The organism is Hallella multisaccharivorax DSM 17128, assembly GCF_000218235.1.
GTDB classification, from domain to species: Bacteria; Bacteroidota; Bacteroidia; order Bacteroidales; family Bacteroidaceae; genus Prevotella; species Prevotella multisaccharivorax.
This window is the reverse complement of record NZ_GL945017.1, coordinates 1,514,336-1,531,391: the sequence shown is the minus strand read 5'-3', so window position 1 is coordinate 1,531,391 and position 17,056 is coordinate 1,514,336. Positions and strand designations below refer to the sequence as shown.

At 48.3% G+C, this 17,056-nt stretch carries 15 protein-coding genes; 4 read left to right on the top strand and 11 right to left on the bottom strand.

Annotation, left to right across the window (positions count from 1 at the left end; translation table 11 throughout):
- Positions 1-272 precede the first annotated feature (272 nt).
- The gene (typA, locus tag PREMU_RS06660) at positions 273-2,075 is read left to right on the top strand and encodes a translational GTPase TypA (protein WP_007574092.1); all 1,803 of its coding nucleotides are present in this window, start codon (positions 273-275) and stop codon (positions 2,073-2,075) included.
- A 172-nt stretch (positions 2,076-2,247) separates the two neighbouring features.
- Here typA and PREMU_RS06655 read toward each other — a convergent pair whose 3' ends face one another.
- Positions 2,248-3,096, bottom strand: coding sequence for a GSCFA domain-containing protein (locus PREMU_RS06655; protein WP_007574091.1), 849 nt, complete (start codon positions 3,094-3,096; stop codon positions 2,248-2,250).
- 161 nt (positions 3,097-3,257) lie between these two features.
- Between PREMU_RS06655 and PREMU_RS06650 the strand changes: the two genes are divergently transcribed.
- A complete protein-coding gene (locus tag PREMU_RS06650; RefSeq protein ID WP_007574090.1) occupies positions 3,258-4,070 on the top strand; it encodes a TrmH family RNA methyltransferase in 813 nt (270 codons plus the stop codon).
- Here the strand turns inward: PREMU_RS06650 and PREMU_RS06645 are convergent.
- Together PREMU_RS06645 and PREMU_RS06640 are read right to left on the bottom strand one after the other, a co-directional pair.
- Positions 4,055-4,687, bottom strand: a complete 633-nt coding sequence (locus tag PREMU_RS06645) for a LolA-like protein (RefSeq protein WP_007574089.1) — start codon at positions 4,685-4,687, stop codon at positions 4,055-4,057. The two genes, PREMU_RS06650 and PREMU_RS06645, sit on opposite strands and share 16 nt — an antisense overlap.
- Before the next feature lie 2 nt (positions 4,688-4,689).
- The gene (locus PREMU_RS06640) at positions 4,690-7,200 is read right to left on the bottom strand and encodes a YfhO family protein (RefSeq protein WP_007574088.1); all 2,511 of its coding nucleotides are present in this window, start codon (positions 7,198-7,200) and stop codon (positions 4,690-4,692) included.
- A 73-nt stretch (positions 7,201-7,273) separates the two neighbouring features.
- On the opposite strand from PREMU_RS06640, the gene PREMU_RS06635 reads away from it, so the two are divergent.
- Both PREMU_RS06635 and PREMU_RS06630 read left to right on the top strand, forming a co-directional pair.
- A complete protein-coding gene (locus PREMU_RS06635; RefSeq protein ID WP_007574087.1) occupies positions 7,274-7,972 on the top strand; it encodes a 5'-methylthioadenosine/adenosylhomocysteine nucleosidase in 699 nt (232 codons plus the stop codon).
- Positions 7,973-7,981: 9 nt separating this feature from the next.
- Positions 7,982-8,461, top strand: a complete 480-nt coding sequence (locus PREMU_RS06630) for an S-ribosylhomocysteine lyase (RefSeq protein WP_007574086.1) — start codon at positions 7,982-7,984, stop codon at positions 8,459-8,461.
- Between the two features lie 61 nt (positions 8,462-8,522).
- Here PREMU_RS06630 and PREMU_RS06625 read toward each other — a convergent pair whose 3' ends face one another.
- The 8 genes from PREMU_RS06625 to PREMU_RS06590 all read right to left on the bottom strand — a co-directional run bounded on the left by PREMU_RS06625 (position 8,523) and on the right by PREMU_RS06590 (position 17,045).
- Positions 8,523-9,128: an HU family DNA-binding protein gene (locus PREMU_RS06625; protein WP_007574085.1), complete on the bottom strand. Its 606-nt coding sequence runs from the start codon at positions 9,126-9,128 to the stop codon at positions 8,523-8,525.
- A gap of 243 nt (positions 9,129-9,371) precedes the next feature.
- Positions 9,372-10,613: a carboxypeptidase-like regulatory domain-containing protein gene (locus PREMU_RS06620; RefSeq protein ID WP_007574084.1), complete on the bottom strand. Its 1,242-nt coding sequence runs from the start codon at positions 10,611-10,613 to the stop codon at positions 9,372-9,374.
- A 226-nt stretch (positions 10,614-10,839) separates the two neighbouring features.
- A complete protein-coding gene (locus PREMU_RS06615) occupies positions 10,840-12,429 on the bottom strand; it encodes a peptide chain release factor 3 (protein ID WP_007574083.1) in 1,590 nt (529 codons plus the stop codon).
- Positions 12,422-13,303 carry a dTDP-4-dehydrorhamnose reductase gene (gene rfbD, locus PREMU_RS06610; RefSeq protein ID WP_007574081.1) on the bottom strand — a complete coding sequence of 294 codons (882 nt, stop codon included), beginning with the start codon at positions 13,301-13,303 and terminating at the stop codon, positions 12,422-12,424. Before rfbD ends, PREMU_RS06615 begins: the two co-directional genes overlap by 8 nt.
- An 11-nt stretch (positions 13,304-13,314) precedes the next feature.
- Entirely contained in the window at positions 13,315-13,869 is a 555-nt protein-coding gene (locus PREMU_RS06605; RefSeq protein WP_007574079.1) for a DUF4924 family protein, read from the bottom strand.
- 36 nt (positions 13,870-13,905) lie between these two features.
- The gene (locus tag PREMU_RS06600; protein WP_007574078.1) at positions 13,906-14,586 is read right to left on the bottom strand and encodes a LysE family translocator; all 681 of its coding nucleotides are present in this window, start codon (positions 14,584-14,586) and stop codon (positions 13,906-13,908) included.
- Between the two features lie 72 nt (positions 14,587-14,658).
- Complete coding sequence (locus tag PREMU_RS06595) at positions 14,659-16,434, bottom strand: chloride channel protein (RefSeq protein WP_007574077.1); 1,776 nt, start codon at positions 16,432-16,434, stop codon at positions 14,659-14,661.
- Positions 16,435-16,475: 41 nt separating this feature from the next.
- On the bottom strand, positions 16,476-17,045 hold the full coding sequence (locus PREMU_RS06590; protein ID WP_007574076.1) for an L-threonylcarbamoyladenylate synthase: 570 nt from the start codon (positions 17,043-17,045) through the stop codon (positions 16,476-16,478).
- Between the last annotated feature and the right edge of the window lie 11 nt (positions 17,046-17,056).

Here is a 17,056-nt window from a genome sequence, read left to right as displayed (position 1 = left end):
AATGAATGGATTAATTTATTGGTGCATCAATGACATCCTTCTGCCGTTTGCAGGCCTTAATCACAACCTTGACAGCCTCGAATGCTCCGGCCTCTCCGGAAATGCGGATGCAAAGTTACTAAAAATTCGGCGACTAGCAATGATTTCCCAGTATTTTTTTGTAATTTTGCCACCGAATAAGAATAACAAGTGAAGAGAGAAGGGTGAAGAATCATAGTACTTACTGTCATCATAACTCTCCATCCTCAACTCTCAAATCTCAAAGGTAAAAGATGCAAGACATTCGTAACATTGCAGTGATTGCGCACGTTGACCATGGCAAGACCACATTGGTCGACAAGATGATGCTCGCCGGAAAGCTTTTCCGAGATGGAAAGGATGATAGTGGCGAGGTGCTCGACTCCAACGATCTGGAACGTGAGCGAGGGATAACGATTCTTTCTAAAAATGTCTCGATAAACTGGAAAGGAGTAAAGATTAACATTCTTGACACGCCGGGGCACTCCGATTTTGGTGGTGAAGTTGAGCGTGTGCTCAACATGGCCGACGGTTGTCTGCTTTTAGTTGATGCCTTTGAGGGCCCGATGCCGCAGACACGCTTTGTGTTGCAGAAAGCCCTGAAGATAGGCCTCAAGCCAATTGTTGTGGTGAATAAGGTGGACAAACCCAACTGCAGGCCCGAACAAGTCTATGAGATGGTGTTCGATCTCATGTGTGACCTCAACGCCTCTGAAGATCAGCTCGACTTCCCAGTCGTTTATGGTTCAGCCAAAAATGGATGGATGGGTTCCGACTATAAGACGCCGACCGGCAATATTGACTACCTTCTCGATAAGATCGTAGAGATTATTCCCGCGCCTAAGCACTTGGATGGGACCCCGCAGATGCTCATTACGTCTCTTGATTACAGCAACTATACGGGACGTATTGCCGTGGGTCGTGTGCATCGTGGCACATTGAAAGACGGTATGAACATTACGATCTGTCACCGCGATGGCACTCAGGAAAAGACCAAGATTAAGGAGCTTCACACCTTCGAAGGTATCACTCATAAGCGTGTGGAGTCGGTTGATAGTGGTGACATTTGCGCTGTCATCGGATTAGAACACTTCGAGATTGGCGACACCATCGCTGACTTTGAGAATCCAGAACCGCTGCCGCCCATCGCCGTGGATGAACCCACAATGTCAATGCTCTTCACGATCAACGACTCGCCGTTCTTTGGCCGTGAGGGCAAGTTCTGTACTTCGCGCCAGATCAACGACCGCCTGATGAAAGAATTGGAAAAGAATATTGCCTTACGTGTTGATATGGTAGAAGGCTACACCGACCGCTGGATCGTCAAGGGTCGTGGTGTGCTTCATCTCTCCGTACTCATCGAGACAATGCGTCGCGAGGGCTATGAGCTGCAAGTAGGACAGCCGCAAGTGATCTACAAGGAAATTAACGGGCAGAAGTGTGAGCCTGTCGAGGAACTTGACATCAATGTGCCGCAGGAGTATTCGTCAAAAATGGTGGATATGGTGACACGCCGTAAAGGTGACCTTACAGGTATGGATACCGAAGGCGACCGCGTGAACATCACCTTTGACATTCCCTCACGTGGCATCATCGGCTTGCGTACCAACGTGCTTACTGCCAGTCAGGGAGAGGCCATCATGGCGCACCGCTACAAGGAGTACCAGCCTTTCAAGGGTGAGATCGTGCGTCGCACAAATGGCTCCATGGTGTCTATGGATACGGGTACGGCCTATGCCTATGCCATCGATAAACTGCAGGATCGTGGCAAGTTCTTCATTGATCCGGGCGAAGAAGTGTATGCCGGTGAGGTTGTGGGCGAGCATGTACACGACAACGATCTCGTCGTCAATGTCTGCAAAGCTAAGCAGCTCACCAACGTGCGTGCCAGTGGATCCGACGATAAGGCACATATTGTGCCGAAGACCGTTATGAGCCTTGAGGAGTGTCTTGAGTATATCAAGGAAGACGAGTATGTCGAAGTTACGCCGAAGTCGATGCGCATGCGCAAGATCATCCTCGACCATTTGGAGCGGAAACGTGCAGGCAAAGACTGAGCACTGTCATCCTTCAAAAAAAGGCAAGCAAAGGGTGTGATAAAACGCCCATATGTGAGGTTCGGCCCTTGTGACCGCCCGTGAAGACATTGACAATCCATGTTGCCACGAGCAGTCGCAAGGGCCGAACTTTGCTATTTATAGATTGGGGGAGGGAATCGAAACAACAGTGTCATTTGGGAAGAGATATCGGAAGGGATATGGGATATTTCTCGCTTAACCGTCTAAGTCTTTCTTCCATCTTCAGCTCAAACAGCCGGTATTCCTCACTGTCAGGGTGCAGGGGCCTGTGGCCAAGCGCGGCGCGGATGGGCCTCCACTCCTTGAGAAAGGCGAAGGTGGCATCTGAGAAATAGGCTTCCGCCATGCGATCGTAGATGTAGTCTACTGCCTGGCTGCTGGGATGAAGCATATCGGGTTGATAGAAACGATAGTCGCGCAACTCATCGTCCAATATCTCATAGGAAGGGAAATAGCCCATAAGTCGAGAGTTGTCACTTTGAAGAAGTGTATCGATAGCAAGGAGGAGAGTGGCTTTTGAGAGTCGTGAGCCATGATAGCCGTACTTGCGGTAGCGGATGGGGGAAACGGTGAACAGAAAATGAACCTTAGGGAAGTGGCCTGTAATGAGGCTGACAGCGCGGTTGAGATAGTCGGCACACTCATTAATGGACAGCTTTTGCTCCAGAAAAAGGCTTTGCGGCCGCTTGTGGCAGTTGTCAACGATTTCTCCTGTTTCCTTGAGGATGTAGACGTGATTGGTGCCGAGGGTGAAGATGGCAGTGCCAGGTTCTCCCGACTGGAAAGGCATGGCATTGTCAGCAAGCAATCGCTCCACGGTGTGGAGAATGCTTGCAGGGTTGTACATCACACCGAAAGGGTTGACTACAACCCTGAACTGCTCTTCTGCAAACCGGCGGCCAATGTTGTCGGCAAAGCAAGAACCGACGAAGAGCATGCGCTCGCAAGGCCCAATCTTCCAAGGACTTGGGGGAATGTCAACAATAGTTCTGAACTCCATTGCCCTCATATAATTACTTTCATACCTTTTATATATAACGTCTCCTCACGTGGACTGTTCCTGTTTCTATTGTTCGTGTGAGGCATACCCATGTGGGCTTGTCCAAACAAAGTTACGGAAAAGTTTGGTCAATTGGCATAGAATCAGTAATTTTGTGAAATATGGAAAGGGAAATCATTACGAGCACGCAAAACCCGAAGATCAAGCGACTCGTACTGCTTCAGCAGAAATCGGCTTTCCGTCAGTCGGAAGGCTTATTCGTCGTCGAAGGAGCGCGCGAGGTGCTTCACTGCCTTCATTCGGGTTATGAGGTTGACACATTGTTTGTTTGTCCTGAGATTTTGCAGAGTTATGAGGGTGCGGCTGAGATCCTTACGATAGTTCATGAGGGGTGCGGCTATGCGGTCTCACCGAAGGTCTACGGCCGCATTGCCTACCGTGAAGGTACTGAGGGCGTGGTCGCGGAGATGAGATCCAAGAAGCTTACCCTTGATGACCTACGCCTTCCTCACAATCCCCTTGTGGTGGTACTGGAGCGCGTGGAGAAGCCTGGCAACCTTGGTGCGGTGCTTCGCTCAGCGGATGCCGCAGCGACTGATGCCGTTATCGTGTGCGATCCGCTGACTGATCTTTACAATCCAAACCTTATTCGGTCAAGCATTGGAGCCGTGTTTACGGTGCCGACGGTGGCATGTACCTCAGAGGAGTGTGTCGCTTTCCTGAAGAAAAACGCCATACAGATTCTTACGGCTCAATTGCAGGATTCCCGTCTCTATTACGATACTGACATGCAGTGTGGCACTGCCATCGTGATGGGTACGGAGTCGACAGGGCTGACCAACACTTGGCGCGAAGCTGCCGACGCGCATATCCGCATTCCGATGAGAGGGCAGCTCGACTCCCTTAACGTATCGGTCTCGGCCGCTATCCTGCTTTTCGAGGCTGTAAGGCAAAGGGCTCAGTCGGGCCAGTGATTGGTGAACTGGAAGCCTTTGAACCGCGAAGAGGGGAAAATGAAGATGTCATCGTCCGTGATGCCAGGATGGAAGTTAATGATTTTCACTGTCGTCCAGAAGAAAGCCACCTTCACTTTCAAGGCAATAGGATAATGGGTCTGACGGTCGAGCACAAGCTTAGCGTGCCTAATGCTACTTTTTACATTGTCTTTGGCGTCAAGACTGATAACATAGCCGTCCTTCTCATTGGCCCAGCCATAGTTATAGTCGTCGGGTGTAAAGGTGAATTTGGACAGGTATTTGTCTCGTTTGGGCGAGTCGGGGTTGTGGACATCCACCGTTTTCTTTTTCATGTCCACCTTATAGAAGTGTTTTGAGTCTGACCAACCCCAGTAACGTTTTTCCTGATAGTGTTGTCTCTTTCCTTTTACCCATATTGTACCGGCCGTTTTGTAGATACCGATGATGTTGACTGAGTAGCCAAGTGATACTCCGTTGGGCGATGTGTACATATCCCATACAGAATTGAACAGCGCACGCGCTTCTCTGGCATTATTAGCTGAAACGCTGCTAACTGGAAACAGAAGGAGCAGTAGCATGACTGCCATTGCTCCTTTCCATGAAGAGATCCTCATTGTTATTGTTGTTTCTTCTTTTTCTTCCACTCAGTGTAGATCCCTGCGATGATGAGAACAAAGAGGAGTAAGTAAGCTCCGTAGGCAACGGCTTCGGTGTTACGGATAGATGCAGGATGGAAGTCGAGCACTATCTCGTGTTTGCCTGGCACCACACGCAATGCGCGGAGAATATAGTTGGCACGACCGAGCTCTGCGCTTTTACCGTCAATGGTTGCAGTCCAGCCTGGATAATAGATTTCTGAGAAGACGAGCACGCCTCCCTTTGCGGAGTTAGCCTCATAAATAAGGTGATTGGGTTCATAGTCTTTCAGCGTCACCATGGATTCCCCGTCTTGTCTTGTAGCCTTACCCAGTGTTGACTCAAACTGCCGGTCAGCAACGGCTTCGTGTTTGAGGTTGATCTGGCCTACCTCGGCAATCTCCTCGTTAGCGTTAGCTGCATAGTAGACTTTGTCTACAAACCAGGCGTTGCCGTTCACATAGGGATTCTGCAAAGGTACTGTACGGTTGTTTTGCATTGGGAGAATGAAGTATTTGGCATTGAGCATATCCAGAACAGGGAAGATGGAGTCGCCGTTTACTTTCGTCATGTCTCCTTCAGCCTTAGCGATAGCAGGCATCATCTTCTGCATTTCCGGTACTATATAGGCGTCAATCATCTCTTGGTAGCGGCGTAACTTAGCTGCGTGGTAACCGCCGATACTCTTGTGGTAATAAGATGTCTCGTTCTCATTGAACGTATTGGATGCAAGATTGAGCACACGATAGTCGAGACCTTTGTCTCGTAGGATGAGCTTGTCAGTCTCCGTCATAGGTTGGGGGGTGTCGCGAACGCTCTTCTCTACGAACATGGCATCGTTGAGATAGCGCTTGTCCACCTGCCACATGTCTACAAGACAGAGCAACGCGATGCATACAACCGTGAACTTTGCGTTAAGCTTTTTCAGATAGAAAAGCAGTAATAACGCCATACCAATAGCAATGATGATGAATGACCGCAGTGCATCGGATGTGAAGATGTACTCACGTACAGTCGTGAGGTTAGCTTCCAGACCGCTGATGAACTGTGAGGCTTCCGCACCTTGTTGGGCGATTTGTCCAAACTGCTGCATCTCAGTTGCAGAGATGTAATTGGGGAAAAACAGTGTAGGGGCGAGCCAAAAGAGAAGCGAGACTCCGCCCGTGAGACCGAACGATGTCCACAACCATTTCTTATTTCTTTTGAGTGTGTCGGGCTCATCAATGATTTTCTTCAATGCCATCATCGCCAGCAAGGGAATGGTGAACTCAGCGATAACAAGAATGGAGGCCACCGTACGGAATTTGGCATATAGGGGCACGTAGTCGATGAAGAAGTTGGTGAAGCCCATGAAGTTGTGGCCCCATGAGAGAAGAATGGACAGAACGGTAGCTGCCAACAAGGCCCATTTAACGGGTCCTTTCACAATAAACAAGCCAAGGAAGAAGAGTAAGAGCACAAAGGCGCCTACATAAACCGGCCCACTTGTGCCTGGCTGGTCACCCCAGTATTGTCCGAGTTGCTGGTAGGCCTGCATGTATTGCGGGTCTGCTTTCTTCATCGCCTTGGCGTTAGCAGCCATGGGTACGCTGGCACCACCCTTGACATTAGGCACGAGGAGTGTCCACGTCTCGTCAATGCCATAGCTCCACTGCGTGATGTAGTCACGGTCGAGTCCACTTGAAGTCTGTTCGGTTGTATTTTTCTTCACCAGCTCACTCTTCCCGCGCATGCTTTCTTTCTGGTATTGCCAGGTGTGATAAAGATTGGGAAGGTTGATACAGATACCGATAATTGCCGCTGCAGCCACGACTCCCGAGGCTTTCCAGAAGCGGGGGAGCCAGTGCTGACGAATGGCAGCCACGAGCCATGCAATGACCAAAAAGAGGATGATGAACAGGTAATAATAGGTCATTTGCACATGGTTGGCGTTGATCTCGAACGCCGTGAAGATGGCAGTCACCGTGAAACCCCAGAGGTATTTGCCGCGATAAGCAAGCACCATGCCACCAATCATGGGCGGCAGATAGGCGAGTGCCATCACTTTCCATAAATGTCCGGCAGCAATGATGATCAGGAAATAGCTTGAGAATGCCCAAATAATGGAGCCGAGGACAGCGAGATATTGCTTGAAGTCAAAGGCTCGGAGAAGAATGTAAAAGCCTAAAAGATAGGCAAACAGGAACCATACGTAGTCGGGAAGCCAAAGATGATAGAACGATATGGCTTTGTTGAGAATCGTATTGCTACTGTAAGAGGGTGCTGTCTGATACGTAGGCATTCCGCCAAAAAGTGCGTTGGTCCACCTTGTTGTTTTGCCGGTCTTCTCATGATATTGCTGTGCCTCACGGCCTGCGCCGATTCCAGCTGCAGAATCATGCTGAAAAAGGATACGGCCTTCAAAGTCGGCGGGAGCAAAGTAAGCCACAGACAATACGATAAAAAGAATCACTGCCAAAATGTCTGGCAGGCATTTCTTCAATGTTTTCATAAGTTTTCTGTCTATTATGCGGCAAAGGTAGTGTTTTTTCTTAACTTTGCATGCAAATTTAGTAGATATTGTTATGAAAAAGTTAGGAGTTATTGTGGCGATGGAGAAGGAGCTGTCACAGCTCCGTTCATTGCTTGATGGTGCCTCTGCAGAGCGTCATCACCATAATGATTTTATTCTTGGCACTATGGGGTGCCATGAAATCGTATTGCAGCAATGCGGCATTGGTAAAGTGAACGCGGCCATTGGAGCTGTCGAGATGATAGACAATTATCACCCGGATCTCATTATCTCAACAGGATGTGCAGGCGGAGCCGACATCGCCTTGAATCCTTTGGATGTGGTGGTGGCTTCGGAGTGTGTCTATCATGATGTCTATTGTGGAGACAATGCTGACTTTGGGCAGGTAATAGGTATGCCGTCACGCTTCAAATCGGAAGCCGGACTTGTGGACAAGGCCTTGGCGGTGCGGGTGCCAGGAGACAGCAAAATCGTTAAGGGACTGACGGTGAGTGGGGATTGGTTTGTAGATTCGCAACAGAAAATGCGGGAAATTCTCTCTATGTTCCCAAAAGCGACGGCGGTTGATATGGAAAGTTGTTCCATTGCTCAGGCCTGCTATATTTACAAGACACCGTTCATTTCTTTCCGCGTCATCAGCGATGTGCCATTGAAAGACTCCAAAGCTTCTCAATACTTTGACTTTTGGAACCGCGCCGCTGAGGGCAGTTTTGAGGTAACACGGTTATTTATTGAGTCAATAGATTTATAATACACAACGATGAAAAAGATACCTTCTTTTACTATCAACCATGAGAAACTTCTCCGTGGCATTTATGTATCGCGTAAGGACGAGGTTGGAGGCGAGACCGTCACAACGTTTGACATCCGGATGAAAGAACCTAATCGTGAGCCGGTGGTGCATGCAGGAGCACTTCATACCATAGAACATCTTGCGGCAACATTCTTGAGAAATGATGCGGAATGGAAGGACAAGGTCATCTATTGGGGGCCTATGGGATGCCTGACAGGCAATTATCTTCTGCTCCGTGGCGACTTGGAACCGCAAGATATTGCTGATCTTATGCGCAGGACATTCAGGTATATCGCTGATTTTGAGGGAGACATTCCTGGAGCCGCTCCGCGCGACTGTGGCAACTGGCTGCTCCATGACCTGCCGATGGCAAAATGGGAAGCCCGGAAATTCCTTGATGAGGTGCTTGAGCATCTGCATCCTGAGAATATGACGTATCCGGAGTGACTTCCAATGCTTTTGTCGCTCCTGGGCTGAATGCCCTGATGGCAGGGCTCAAGGGTTGTTCTCAATCCGGCTTTCTGAAATAGATGGGCAGATGGTGGGTTCCTTGTTTCGTCAAGTGCCCGTCTTCTACCCATTTCGTAAGCCATTCCAGCGCCTTGTTCTTGCCCAGCACAAATTCCTCACGCATAATGCGGGTTGTAAGATACTGATGTGAAGACAGATAGCTCTCTACTTTCGGCCACAACTCTTCGGCAGTATAAGTTATAGATTTTGAAGGGCAGTCGCTTTTATGGAAGGACACTTGCTTCTTGATCGTGTTGAGCAACTTCTCTTCTGGCAGAAAGTTGATGCCTCGCAGATAGATGTCCTTTCCCGTGACGGTGGCCTCCTTACGCTCTTCGGGAAGTGCAAGACCGGCAGAGAGCGATAAGTAGCCGATGCCTTGGAGATGAAAACGGCGCCCTTCGCACAGGCTGTCAACGATGACACGTCGCAGCTCGGCAAGCACGCCACGCACATCGGCACGCGTCAAGGTGGTGGACTGCTCAATTCTGTTTTCTATTTCTTCCACCGTCAAGGCTCTGCGATGTCTGAGACGAACGAAGCGTTGAGGTTTACCGGAGCCTTGTGCGTTCTCAATGTTTTGTTCTTCGTAATTGATTTCCATGAGCTAAAAGATTTTCTGTAGATCATTGCAAAGTTAAGCAATCATCTGCAAACGGCCAAATGTAGACACTTCAAAGCCCGCTGTCGATTGTCACCCGAACGCATGACAATCATCATTTGTTCGTAGGACAATTGTCATTCGGCCGCATGACGATTGTCCTACGACCGATAGACAATGACATCCCACTTTCAGCATCTCCTTTCAGTCAGTATGAAGACGTATAAGAAGACATGTCCTTCCCGCTCATTCGTTGTTGATGATTTTCCGTTTGAGTTTCTTGATGCCGTTTTCCAGACTCTCTGTGGGTGCAATGATGTTGTAGTCCTTCCAGAATTCAGGGTCTCCGAAATATTCGGGATGGTCAAACAGTGACTCCCTCTCCTTGAACGAGTCCCTCGATTTGATGGCTTTGACGCCATCAGTGTGCTCGTCAGTCACTACCATCTCTGATGTCACACGGTAGGGTGCAGCGAACAGTTTTCTCTTCCATTCGCATGTGAAGCTCGTTTCAACTCGCAGGTAACTCAGCGTCAGTCTTCCTGTTGTGCCGGGCTTATAGGTAAGATACAAGGTCATACCCTTAGGTTTGAACTTTACGCCGAGGGGCTTGTGGTAAAGCATGGCATTCGTGGCCTTCGTCTTATTGCTGAGATCAAGGCTCATATCGATATGTGTGATGCCGATGGTGTTGGTAAGAATATAGATGTCACCATATAGCAGCGCATAAGGACATGCTATCGAAGCTCCTTTCTTTGGCCTTATGCTCACTTTCACTTGTCCGAGACCATCGGAGGTGGATGCGGGCAGCATGGAGAAATCATAATATTGCAGGTTGTCCTCATTGAGTAGAAAGTCAAGGTTCTTGACAGCGTCAAGGGTCAGTGGGGTTGTCGGTCCACCTATGAGTTTTGCTCCGAGCGTGTCCTTGGGACTCGCAGAGACGAGTCTCCGTGCCTTCACTATTGCCACGCGGTCGCCAGTAATGCCTTGAGAATAAGGAGTGCGGTACATGTCATTGATAGACTCTGCAACATAGATGAATCGTTTCCCTTTTTGTGTCGTCTCCCGATAGAAACATCTTTGGATGACCGGTACCGAGACATAGTTGTCGGCAATGCTTTTTATTGCGATTCTCACCACATCCTCAGGGCGTGCCGCAAGGATATTGTCAAGCATGATGGTCGTACGTTGTAGCCTGACGGCAATATGGTTTCTGTCTCCTGTAAGTTTCAACTTTCGCGTAGCATAGCCTATGTGCGACACTGTAAAGCTTTTACTGTCGGAAGGTAACCGAAGGATGAACTCGCCATCGGCATTGGATACGGTAGTGTAGTGCCCATCGCCGGCAGTCACCGATGCGTAAGCGATGGCCTCATGGGTTTCACTGTCCGTGACTTTGCCTGCAACGGAAGCCAGCTCCTGTGAGAACACTTTTGTTGAAAACATCAGTGCCAGTAATAAGGGTATAGTAGAAAACGGTCTCATAAGCTCAAGTCTTAAGGTTCCCAATGGCAAATTTAAATAAAAATCGGCGAATTATGGCTCTGTTTGGCATAAAAAATGAGGAGAATTTGTAACTTTTTGCTGATATTTGACAGTTTGCCGTATGTCCCTCATTTGCAGGAGATTATTATCTAAAAGAAAATAGCCGGAGCCCTCTTTAAAGGCGCCGGCTATTCAAAGAAGATGCAGGCCTCTCGGAGGCCTGCACTTAGAATTCGCTGGTGAAGTGGAACTTGATGTGCTTGAAGTCTTCCTCGGCCATGCCCAGCACATAACTTGAGTCAGCGAGAAAGACGTCACGGTTTTCAATGTCTTTGGCCATATACTGATATTTTCGCTTTTTGAAGTTCTCCAGTTCCTCTGCATCGTCACTTTCTATCCAGCAGGCTTTGTAGAGATGAACGGGCTCCCAACGGCATTTAGCGTTGTACTCATGTTCAAGACGGTACTGAATGACTTCAAATTGTAGTTGTCCGACAGTGCCGATGATACGGCGGTTGTTGAACTGATTGACAAACATCTGCGCCACACCCTCGTTCATGAGCTGCTCAATGCCTTTCTGGAATTGCTTCGATTTCATGGGATCGTCGTTCTCGATGTATTTGAATAGCTCGGGTGAGAAGGAGGGGAGGCCGCGGAAATGCAGCTTCTCTCCCTCGGTGAGCGTATCGCCTATCTTAAAGATACCATTGTCGGGGAGACCGACAATGTCGCCCGGCCATGCCTCGTCCACAGTGCTCTTGCGTTGTGCCATGAATTGTGTGGGGGAGGAAAACCGTAAACTTTTGTCGAGTCTTACGTGGTAGTAGGGCTGATTGCGGAGAAACTTGCCTGAGCATATTTTGCAGAAGGCAATGCATGAGCGATGATTCGGATCAATGTTTGCCGTGATCTTGAAAATAAATCCAGTGAACTTGGGCTCGTCCGGCTTTACCATCCTTTCCTCTGCCTTTGTAGGCTGAGGGTCGGGGGCTATCTGCACGAAGCAGTCAAGCAGTTCCTGTACACCGAAGTTGTTGAGGGCAGATCCAAAGAATACGGGTGCCACCTCTGCCTTCCGATAGTCTTCGACGTTGAATTCAGGATAAACTCCATCCACTAATTCAAGGTCCTCGCGTAGCCTTGTGGCAAAGTCCTCACCCACATGCTGTTCAAGGTCGGATGACTGTACATCGACTTCCACTTTCCGTGTTTTGCGCTGTTTGTCGGGGGTAAATAGGTTGAGGTTGTGCTCAAAAATGTTGTAGACACCTTTGAACTTCATTCCTTGGCCGATGGGCCACGAAAGAGGGCGCACGCGGATGTTGAGCTCCTGCTCCAGCTCGTCAAGCAAGTCAAAGGGATCGCGCCCCTCACGGTCCATCTTGTTGATGAAAATGATGACGGGTGTGTTGCGCATCCGGCATACTTCCATGAGCTTCCGGGTCTGCGCCTCCACACCTTTGGCGGAATCAACAACAATGATTGCGGAGTCGACGGCGGTGAGCGTGCGGTAGGTATCTTCCGCAAAGTCCTGGTGTCCAGGCGTATCGAGGATATTGACCTTATAGGGTTCTCCGCTCTGGCCTTCGGGGAGATAGTCGAACTCCATGACCGATGTGGAGACGGAAATGCCACGCTGCTTCTCAATGTCCATCCAGTCGCTGGTAGCCGTCTTGCGAATCTTGTTGTTCTTGACGGCTCCTGCGACTTGTATTTGTCCGCCAAAGAGCAAGAACTTCTCTGTTAGTGTTGTCTTGCCTGCATCAGGATGGGAAATGATGGCAAATGTTCGCCTTCTTTCGATTTGTTTATTCATTGTTGATATTGTTCATGCATTTCTTGAGGCTGTCGAGCCAATAGGGGATCTTTATACCGAAAGTTTCCTTGATTTTTGTTTTGTCGAGCACAGAATAGGCTGGGCGTGTCACGGGTGAAGGGTATTCGTCGCTGTGGCACGGTTCTATATTGCAGTTGTTGTTTCCAGCAATCAGGGCAATCATCTTTGTAAAGTCGTACCAACTACAGACACCCTCATTGCTGAAATGGTAGATGCCAGTCTTTCCTTCGAATAGACGATTCTCGATGATATGGAAGATTACATCAGCCAGATCGCCGGCGTATGTAGGTGTGCCCGTCTGATCGAAGACGACTTTCAGTTGTGGCTTGGTAGCGGTAAGATTCAGCATGGTCTTCACAAAGTTGTGGCCGAACTCTGAGTAGAGCCATGCCGTACGGAAAATGAGATATTTACATCCTGTGGCTGCGATTTTTTGTTCACCGTGAAGCTTGGTCAGTCCGTAGACTCCCGTAGGCGTTCCTTTCTGATTCTCGTTGCATGGCGTGTTATAGGGGTCGCCACCGAAAACGTAATCTGTGCTGATGTGAATGAGGAGGCCATTGTTTTCCTTCATTACTTTGGCAAGATTCTCTGGAGCAGTGGCATTAAGCGCTTCTACAATATCACCTGCAGTTTCTGCCTTATCCACATTGGTCCATGCTGCACAGTTGATGATGCAGCGTATGTCGTGCTCTTCAACGTAGCTGCGCACTTTGTCAATGGCTGTTATGTCGAGCTTTTCATATCCATCGCAGACATCTGTAAAGAAATAATTATCTTTGACAGCTTGCCTGCTTACAATTTGTACTTCGTTGCCAAGTTGTCCGTTGGCGCCTGTTACAAGAATGTTCATATGCTTAGTGCTTAATTATTGTCTCCGAAATCCAACCCCTCTTCTCTATCCTTTACATAGTAATCGCTGAGCATTCCGACAAAAGTAGCTATTTCGTTGAATGCATGTTCTGTCTCAGGAGAAATCTCTTTCTCTTGGATTTGCAACATCATTTTGCCGTATAGTGCATTAAAGCAGGTCTCAATCTCTTCAAACTGCTCATTGCCTTTTCTCCTTAACTCTACGATGAAAGGAAGAACTTTGTAATATTCTGCATTATAAAAAGGGAAGTGGTTGCTATCGAGAAGTTGTTGGTGCAAGTCGGTAAGATCTTGCAGAACAATGGCATTGATATTCAGATGGCCTCTGTCACGTTTTCCTTCCTCGTTCATCATGCGAATGAGATTGCCAAACCAGTCAGTCTCTTCCTCCTTTTGTTCGGCAGTGAGTTTGGCAAATTTACTGATGTATTCCTTCTTGATTTGGCTGAGCGAACAGCTGTAAGCACGGATGAGATCTTCTATCTGCCACATATAGAGCAGATATTCAGCGATATTTTTTTTTCTGAGTTGCTGTGCAATAAACATATGTTACCGTGGCATGTTTTATCCCATAACTGCAGGCTACTGTTGCAATTTCGGAAAGAGATAGATATTAAAAATAGTGCCGATGAGGCTTATTAAAGAGAAGAAGATGACACATCCTCCAATAATTCTATTGATGATGACCACTCCTGTCTGGTCAAATTTGCTGCGTATCTTGTCGATAACCCACGTGAGCCCATACCACCAAAGCAGGGCTCCGCCTATCATAGAGGCATACCCAACAGCCATAAGAACCGGTCGCTTGGGAATGATAAAGTTGAATTGGGCAAAGAGAGCGATGAAGAGCAGGATAATCAAAGGGTTGGAAAAGGTGATGAAGAACGCTGTCACTCCGTTGTGGAGCAATGTGCCTTTCTCTTTCTGTCCTCCACTGCGCGCATTTTTTAAAGGATTGCTGAAGAAACTAATCAGCCCAAAAGCCAACAACATTATTCCACCAGCAAGTTGAAGATAAAACTTGTAGACAGGATTGTTGATGAAATCGACGACAAACGACATACCTGCACCTGAAATCAAAGCATAGATCAAGTCGCTGACCGAGGCACCAACGCCTGTTGCAAAACCATACCAACGGCCTTTTTTTTGAGTGCGCTGAACACAGAGAATGCCAACAGGGCCCATGGGTGCAGATGCGGCCACACCAATGATGATTCCCTTAATGATCAGTTCTAAAATATCGATATGTATCGGGAAGGGCATAATGAGCTATCTATAAATCTCTGCAAAGTTACTCATTTTATTCTATGATAACAACATTTTTCCTTATTTATGCTACTCAGCAGAATAATCGGCAACCATTTTTCTATAAACCCGATAGAGTCTCATTCGTGAAATATACCCCATCAGATGATTGTTGATATCAACTACAGGCAGGGCCTCGGCATTGGTTCCGTCAAACTTTTTCATCACCTTTTCCATAGGCTCATTATTGTAGAGAAATGCGGGGACGGGAGTCATAAGTTGTGCCGCGGTATACTTTTGATAAAGCTCTGTTCTAAAGACAATGTGCCTTATTTTAAGAATATCGATCTCTCCAAGCAAGTGCCCATCATCGTCAACGACCGGCAAATAGTTGAAATCGTTGTTGGACAAGACGCTGACGAGTTTCCCTAAACGCAGTCCTGGCTTGACGGAAGTGATGTTTTTCTCAATCACAGAGTCCATGTTCATCAACGTCAGTATGCTTTTATCGGTGTGGTGGGTGAGCAGTTTTCCCTCACGTGCCAAGCGCATGGCATAAATGCTATGGGGCTCAAAGATGCTGATGACTATCACACTGACAACAGCCACAATAAGCAGTGGCACAAAGAGCTGGTAACCTCCGGTTATCTCCGCAATGAGGAAAATACCTGTCAGAGGTGCATGCATCACCCCTGCCATTACTCCAGCCATACCTAAGAGCACAAAGTTTTTCTCAGGGAGGTATGTGCCGATCATCTCCATGTTCCAGATACGTGAGAAGAAGAACCCTGCGAATCCTCCCACGAACAATGAAGGCGCAAAGGTTCCACCGCAACCTCCTGCACCGTTAGTAGAGGCTGTGGCTACAATCTTCGTAAGGATGACAAGGCCAATATACACGACGAGCAACTCAGAATGGCCATAGAACAAGGACCCGTTCATGATCTGGTCCCAATTGTCGGGCGTTTTCCCGCTCAACAAGATGGCCAATCCATTCCATCCCTCACCATAAAGCGATGGGAAAAAGAAAATGAGGATACTAAGGATCAGTCCCCCCGTGAAGAGCTTTTCATAAGGGTGCTTCCGCATTTTGCTGTATTGTGTTTCACACCAAGTCATACCCCTCATAAAGTAGAGGCTCACGAATCCGCAAAACACGCCAAAGAGAATGGTGCCCGGTACACGTTCTACACTCCATGCGCTGTCGAGCTGAAAGGTAAACATCGTGGCTGTACCAGCAAGTATGTAGCTCACGACGTCTGCGGTGATGGTCGAGATGAGAATCGGTACTATAGAGGCCATGTTCATGTCAATCATTAGCACCTCAAGTGTAAAGACCAATCCTGCGATAGGAGCTTTGTAAATGCCGGCGATAGCTGCGGCGGCTCCACATCCGACAAGAACCATCAGTTGTCGGTTGCTCATGTGGAAGATGCGTCCCAAATTGGAGCCAATGGCGGACCCCGTAAGCACGATAGGAGCCTCAGCTCCCACAGAACCACCGAAGCCAATGGTCAGTGCAGAAGCAACGAGCGAAGTCCAACAGTTGTGGGGCCTCAGCTTTGACTGCTTTGTGGAGATGGCATAGAGCACCCGTGTAATGCCGTGAGAGATATTGTCTCTTACAACATATTTAATAAAAAGCATGGTCAGCCAAATGCCTACGACAGGGAAGACGAGGTAGAGCCAGTTGGCGCGGTCGGCAACGAAGTCGTCGGTGAGGAAGTTCTGTATCAGGGCGATAAGCTTGTGCAAGAGAAAGGCGGCAAGCGAGGCCAGCACACCGATAGCAAATGCCAACAAGGACGTTGCCTGTCTGTTTGTGAGATGATGCTCTCTCCAAGCTATAACTTGGTCAATCTTCATGCTTTTTCTTTAGTCTTCATCATTCAATGCATATGCAAAGTTCATTTTCTAATGATTGTTACCTCGCCATTCGGTCTGAGTCTAATGATGGAGCTTGGCGTGTGTGGCTTATGCTCTTGCCGGCGCGACCAACATACATAGTCGACACTGTCGAGTAATTCCTGACTGATGTCCGCATAGTTTTGCGCGGCAGGTTCTCCGCTGATGTTGGCACTTGTTGAAACCAATGCTTTCTGAAATCGATAGCACAACTCGTGAGAAAAAGGCTCTTTGGTGATTCTCAAAGCAATGGAGCCGTCTTCAGCTATAAGATTGGATGCGAGGTTTACGGCACCGTCAAGGATGACAGTTGTAGGCTTGATCGCAGTATCAAGCAAATCCCATGCGACAGCCGGCACGTTGCGGACATATCGTTGCAATCGTGCATCGCTGTCAACCAGGCAGATGAGAGCCTTGGAGTCGTCGCGGTGCTTGATCTGATACACTTTGGCCACAGCCTCTGCATTCGTAGCATCGCAACCGATGCCCCATACAGTATCAGTAGGGTAAAGAATGACGCCGCCAGCTTTGAGAACTCGGACGGCATTCTTAATGTCTTCTTCTTGTGTCATGATGAATGATT